Here is a 6417-nt window from a genome sequence, read left to right on the forward strand (position 1 = left end):
ATCACTATCCATTACACAAATTGGAGCATCAAAATTTGTGTAATGGATAGTGATACTTCAGAAAGTGTATTAACTTTAGCTATTGAACTTAAAGGGGTCAAGACCAAATCATTAGATAAATTGGATATAGGTGATGATATCTTAGTTAAGGGACCATTTTGGAATGGAATATTAGGATTGAAAGCAATAATGGAAGCTAAAAATCAGGTTTGTTTATTAGTAGTTAGAGGAATTGGTCAAGCACCTTTATTGCCAGTTTTAGAAAAGTTAAAGCATAACAACAATAAATTAATTGTCTTAATTGATAAAAATCCTTTTAAAGATATTTTCATTAAGGAAAAACTTTCCGAATATGCTGATGAAATTATAGAATGTATAACTATAATTCCTGGTGGACTGCTAAGTGGAGCATGTAAAAATAAGTTAGAATATATACTAGAAAATAACAAAATCTCATTGGTACATTGCGATGGTGCAGATATATTAAATTATCAAGTTATGAAAATAATAGAAGGTCATGATAAAAATATTAAATTTTCTTGTTGTAATAATGAAAAAATGTGCTGTGGAGAAGGAGTATGTGGAGCGTGTACTATTATGAATAATGATGAGAAGTTAAGAAGACTTTGTAAGATACAGACTGAACCAAAGCATATTTTAGAAGGGAGGAGAATGTTTTGAAGGTTGTAGTAATTGGGGGTGGATGGTCCGGTTGTGCCGCAGCCATATCTGCTAAAAAAGCTGGTGCAGAGGTTACTTTACTTGAAAAAACAGATTTATTATTGGGACTAGGAAATGTAGGCGGAATAATGAGAAATAATGGTAGATATACTGCTACTGAAGAACTTATAGCACTTGGTGCAGGTGATTTAATTCACATTACTGATAAAAATTCAAGACATAAGAATATAGACTTCCCTGGTCATAAGCATGCATGGCTTTATGATGTTAATAAAATAGAACCAGAGGTTAGAAAGCACTTGTTAGACTTAGGAATTGAAATTAAATTGGTAACTAGAGCAGTAGATGTAGAAAGAGAAGGGAGCAAATTAAAAGGCATATATATTTCGGATGGAAGTTTTATTGAAGGAGATGTTTTTATAGAAACCACAGGATCTACTGGACCTATGGGAAATTGTTTGAGATATGGTAATGGATGCTCTATGTGCATATTAAGATGTCCTGCTTTTGGACCAAGAATAAGCATTAGTCATAGGGCAGGGATTGAAGATATAAAAGGAGAAAGAGATGAAGATGTTTATGGAGCTTTTAGTGGATCTTGTAAACTAGCTAAGGAAACTCTTTCCAAAGAGATAATAGAAGAACTTGATGAAAAGGGTGTAGTAGTATTAACTGTTCCTGTTGAGGATATTAATTTAGATAAATTAACGCAAAAGGTATGTCAACAATATGCACTTAAAGAGTTTGCTGAAAATATAGTCTTACTGGATACTGGCCATGCAAAACTTATGACATCTTATTATCCATTAGAAAAGCTTAGAAAAATTAAAGGATTAGAATCAGCAAAATTTTTAGATCCTTATGCTGGAGGAAAGGGAAATTCTATTAGATATCTTTCTGTGGCACCTAGAACAGATGACTTAAAAGTTATGGGATTAGATAATTTATTCTGTGGAGGAGAAAAAAGTGGATTGTTTGTAGGGCATACAGAAGCTATATCCACTGGTTCTATTGCAGGACATAATGCAGTTAGGAATTATCTTGGAATACCATTATTAATTTTACCAAGGAATCTAGCTATTGGAGATATTATTGCTTATGCTAATGAAAAGGTACAAACTAAAGAAGGTAGAAGAAATAGATACACTTTCGCAGGAGCTGGATATTTTAAACGAATGCAAGAAACGGGATTATACTCAACGGATAATGAGGAGATTCATAATAGAGTTAAGAAAGTAAACTTAGATAATATATTTAATGAAAAATTAATATAAGGTATTAAAGGTTGGAGCAGATGTTCCAATCTTTTTTTATTAAATATAAGCAGTTATATTTTAAAATAGATATATGTAGAGATCATGAAAATAAAGTTTTTTATGAGTAGTTAAAGGATCAAAAATTCATTGCAAGAAGGGAGTATATAAACTATTAAAAGATAGATTTTTAAAATTTAAGAAGGGTCATATTAAAAAAATATATATAATTATACTTATAATAAGGTGGATAATATTATCCACCTTTATCTATTAAGATAATATCTTATTTTAAGCTATCTTTGTATATTTTAATAATATCATCTTCACAAACTATATTTGGATGATTTTTAAGTTTAGCATCGTTGCTAGCCATTGCCTTACCATAACTTAATATTTCCTCATCAGTAAGGTCTACTGGCTTTCCTAGAACTTCTATTAAAAATTCACCTAGTTCATCTAAACTATTAAATTTAAGTAATGATATTATTTTACTAACTTTTGCTTTATCACTACAAAAGTTTAAGTACGATTTTAGCAACATTCCATTTGCCTTTCCATGGGGAACATTTTTAAAATAAGTCAATGCATATCCCATGCCATGTGGGAGAGAAGTACCTGCTTGTGAGATTACCATTCCAGCAATGGTAGAAGCAATCAATAATTTTTCGCGAATTTCAAAGTTGATTTCATTTTTTCTTAAAGATTGAATACATTGACCAAATAATTCTAGCCCTTTTTCTGCTAATACATCACTAAAGATATTAGCATTAGTAGCTAGATAACCTTCAATTAAATGTGAAAGTGCATCTACCCCTGTATTCATCGTAACTTCTCTAGGGGTATTCATAAGATAAGTTGCATCTAAAAAAGCAACTGCTGGAAATATTCTTTGAGATATACCTTTTTTTGTTTGAAGTTCATGATCTGTAACAATAGCATAAGGTGTAGTCTCTGTACCAGTACCAGCAGTAGTAGGTACTGCTATAATTGGAATGGAATTTAATAGTGGTGAGATAGATAAATCCTTTAAATTTGAGTCAATATTTTTAATAAGTACTCCAGCTGCTTTTGCTGCGTCTATTGGAGAGCCACCACCTACACCAATTATAAAATCCACTTCTTCATCTTTTCCTAAGGTTGCAATTTTTCCTACAGTTTCTAGAGAAGGATTTTCTTCAACTTCATTAAATATAACATAAGGTATATTTAAATCCTTTAAAGATGTTTCCACATCTTTTAAAGAGCCATTTTTTTTTGATGAATTTCTACCAGTAACAATTAATGCTTTTGTACCAATACTTATTAATAAATTTTTATGATTATTTATAGCATTTTTTCCTACAACAATTTTTGTTGGCATATAAAATATTGGATTATTCATAATAATACCTCCTAAATAAAAGACTTTACATAAATATATCATTATTAGAAATTTTCTACAATAACAGTCAAATTATAAAAAAAATGTTTATAGTGTATATTAGTCATTTTAAGGAAATTAATACTTAGTATGTCAGCAAAGCTTGCTTGGAATTTCATGAAAAAATAATTGATAGCAACACTATTAGTAAAAATTATAGGTGTGTTTGAAAAAAGTATTTGCTTTATTTTCCACTAGTTATTTTTAGACCTTTCACATAAATTTTTGTAAGATGACAATGATAATTTTAGGAGGTGAAAATATGTCTAAGAAAAATAAAAAAGAAGATAATAAACTAAAAGCTCAAATGACTTCTATGGTTCAAGAAAGTGAAGATAGTAGAACTTCTAAAACAGGATTTATGGAAATGATGCCTAACTCAAAACAAATACTGAAAAAATAATATTTAAAGAGCTAGACATCTAGCTCTTTAAATATTATTAACAGAAGAAATTGCAAAAATAATTGTGATTTTTAATCCTTTACTATTAATTATAGAACTATTAATTGATTTTTATAGTTTTAAATATTATAATTCAAATGATGATTATTGAGTTTGACTAACTAGAATATAATTAGGAAGTGGTAATTTGCAAGAAAGACTACAAAAATATATGGCATCCTGTGGAGTTGCATCAAGAAGAAAATGTGAAGAAATAATATTAGATGGAAAAGTAAAAGTTAATGGTACAGTAATTACAGAGTTAGGATTTAAAATTAATCCTGAACTAGATATAGTACTATTTAATGATAAAATAATTAAGCCAGAAGAAAGAAAAGTCTACATAGCACTTCATAAACCAGAAGGATATGTATCTACTGTCAGTGATGAAAGAGGTAGGAAGACAATAATTGATTTAATAGATGTTAAAGAAAGAATATATCCTATTGGAAGGCTAGATTATGATACTTCAGGATTGATACTGTTAACTAATGATGGAGATGTTTATAATAATGTAATACATCCTAGGGAAGTTATTAATAAGGTTTATATAGCAACTGTAAAAGGTATACCTACAAAGGAAGAGATAGAAAAGCTATGTAAAGGTGTAGATATTGGAGGATATATAACTGCTTCATCAAAATGTACTGTAATTAAAAAAAATACTGAAGATAAAAATAATATAACATCTGATTTAAAAATAATTATTCATGAAGGTAAAAACAGGCAAGTAAGAAAAATGTGTGATGCAATAAATCACAAAGTTATAAAGCTTAAGAGATTATCAGTAGGTAAAATTCAATTAGGAAATTTACCAAAAGGTAAATATAGATTTTTAAATGAAGATGAAATAAAATACTTAAAAGGTGGGAAATAAGTTATTGTTTAAATATGTAAGCGACGTAAGCAGTTTATCTCAGTATATTATAAAAAACTATTCAATTGATAATAATGTAGCAATTGATGGCACATTAGGAAATGGGTATGATACTGATTTTTTAAGCAGTTTTTTTAACAAGGTTTATAGTTTTGATGTACAAGATATAGCTATAGAAAAATATTCTGAAAAGAAAAAGGAAAATGTAATTTTAATTAAAGATTGTCATAGCAAACTAAAAGAATATGTAAAAGAAAATGTAGATGTAGTAATGTATAATTTAGGATTTCTACCTGGAGGAGATAAAAAGATAACTACTGAAACAATCACAACTTTAATTAGCATAAAATCTTCTGTAGAAATATTAAAACCAGGAGGAATAATAACCATAGCAGTTTACATTGGACATGAAGAAGGAGAAAAAGAAAAGAATGAAATATTAAAATATGTTTCTAGTTTACCGAAGGATACATATGGAGTAATGCTTCATAAGGTTATAAATAGAAGTGAAAAAGCTCCTCAATTAATTGTAATAGAAAAGAAATAATTAAATTTATAAAAAGATTTTATTATAAATAATAATTAGTAACTTTACACAGTATAATGATAGATAGTAAATTTAAATAATTGTAAGATATAAAAATTTAATGTAGAATATGAAAAAATAATTATTTTAATGTATATAACGATTTAGACATAATATTATTATATACATGTAAAAAAAGTTGATATTTCAGAATAATAGCTTGAAAATAATACATTAATTTGAAATTTTATAAAAAAGAAAAGTAGCATATTACATGAACTTAAAAAAGAAATGAAGCCAATATTTCAAAATACAAAAAAATGAAATATTTATTGATAAATGGTTCACAAAATGTTAAAATGAAACAGTAAAAAAGTTAAAAGTGAAGTAAATAAAAAAGCATATAGTTAATAATTTCTTCATTTTATGAAGGGGTGGTTTAATAATGGATAACAATAATCAAGATCTTATGAGAATGATACAAACAAAATTTCCAAGACTAAGTAAAGGACAAAAGCTTATTGCGGAGTATATATTAAAACATTATGATAAAGCAGCCTTTATGACTGCTGCTAAACTTGGAACTAGTGTAGGCGTAAGTGAATCTACAGTAGTTAGATTTGCTAATCAATTAGGGTATAGTGGTTACCCAGAACTTCAAAAGGCTTTACAAGAGCTTATTAAAAATAAACTTACAACAGTTCAAAGAATAGAACTTTCAAATGATTTTATAAGTCATAATAATGCATTGAAAGGTGTTTTAAAATCTGATATTGAAAATATACGAGTCACATTAGAAAAAATTAATCATTCAGCTTTTGATGAAGCTGTTAATAATATTTTCAAAGCTAAGAATATATACATTATTGGATTAAGAAGCTCTACTGCCCTTGCAGACTTTTTAGGATTCTATTTAAATTTAATATTAGATAACGTTAAAATTGTGTCTTATGGTATGAGTGACATTTTCGAGCAAATGTTAAATTTGTCTGAAGAAGACTGTGTAATTGGGATAGGATTTCCTAGATATGCTATGCGAACTATAGAAGCATTAACTTTTGCAAAATCTAGAAAGGCAGCAGTAATTGCTATAACTGACAGTGTATTATCTCCTTTAGCAACTAGAGCTGATTATACTTTAGTAGCAGAAAGTAATATGGCTTCTTTTGTTGATTCCTTGGTAGCACCATTAAGTGTTATTAATGCACTTATAAT

At 28.0% G+C, this 6417-nt stretch carries 7 protein-coding genes; 6 read left to right on the forward strand and 1 reads right to left on the reverse strand.

Annotated features, from left to right (window positions below):
* The coding region (locus tag B3603_RS23040; RefSeq protein ID WP_291569182.1) for a sulfide/dihydroorotate dehydrogenase-like FAD/NAD-binding protein at positions 1-681 on the forward strand (681 nt) is incomplete at its 5' end.
* On the forward strand, positions 678-1955 hold the full coding sequence (locus B3603_RS23045) for an FAD-dependent oxidoreductase (RefSeq protein ID WP_291569183.1): 1278 nt from the start codon (positions 678-680) through the stop codon (positions 1953-1955). The genes B3603_RS23040 and B3603_RS23045, both read left to right, overlap by 4 nt.
* A gap of 265 nt (positions 1956-2220) precedes the next feature.
* Here B3603_RS23045 and B3603_RS23050 read toward each other — a convergent pair whose 3' ends face one another.
* Entirely contained in the window at positions 2221-3318 is a 1098-nt protein-coding gene (locus B3603_RS23050; RefSeq protein ID WP_291569184.1) for an iron-containing alcohol dehydrogenase family protein, read from the reverse strand.
* Between the two features lie 301 nt (positions 3319-3619).
* On the opposite strand from B3603_RS23050, the gene B3603_RS23055 reads away from it, so the two are divergent.
* The 4 genes from B3603_RS23055 to B3603_RS23070 all read left to right on the forward strand — a co-directional run.
* Positions 3620-3760 (forward strand): hypothetical protein, encoded by a 141-nt coding sequence (locus B3603_RS23055; protein ID WP_291569185.1) that lies wholly within the window; start codon positions 3620-3622, stop codon positions 3758-3760.
* 187 nt (positions 3761-3947) lie between these two features.
* Entirely contained in the window at positions 3948-4676 is a 729-nt protein-coding gene (locus B3603_RS23060; RefSeq protein ID WP_291569186.1) for a pseudouridine synthase, read from the forward strand.
* 4 nt (positions 4677-4680) lie between these two features.
* Entirely contained in the window at positions 4681-5223 is a 543-nt protein-coding gene (locus B3603_RS23065) for a tRNA (mnm(5)s(2)U34)-methyltransferase (protein WP_291569187.1), read from the forward strand.
* Positions 5224-5647: 424 nt separating this feature from the next.
* Positions 5648-6417, forward strand: a 770-nt coding sequence (locus tag B3603_RS23070; protein WP_291569188.1) for a MurR/RpiR family transcriptional regulator, incomplete at its 3' end; no start/stop codon positions are given.

It is taken from the genome of Clostridium sp. UBA2485 (assembly GCF_002341865.1).
GTDB lineage: Bacteria > Bacillota > Clostridia > Clostridiales > Clostridiaceae > Clostridium_J.

Excerpts from the sequence above, each read along its gene's own strand:
- B3603_RS23050 (WP_291569184.1), bottom strand. The coding sequence starts at position 3,318 with ATGAATAATCCAATATTTTATATGCCAACAAAAATTGTTGTAGGAAAA.
- B3603_RS23055 (WP_291569185.1), top strand. The coding sequence starts at position 3,620 with ATGTCTAAGAAAAATAAAAAAGAAGATAATAAACTAAAAGCTCAAATG.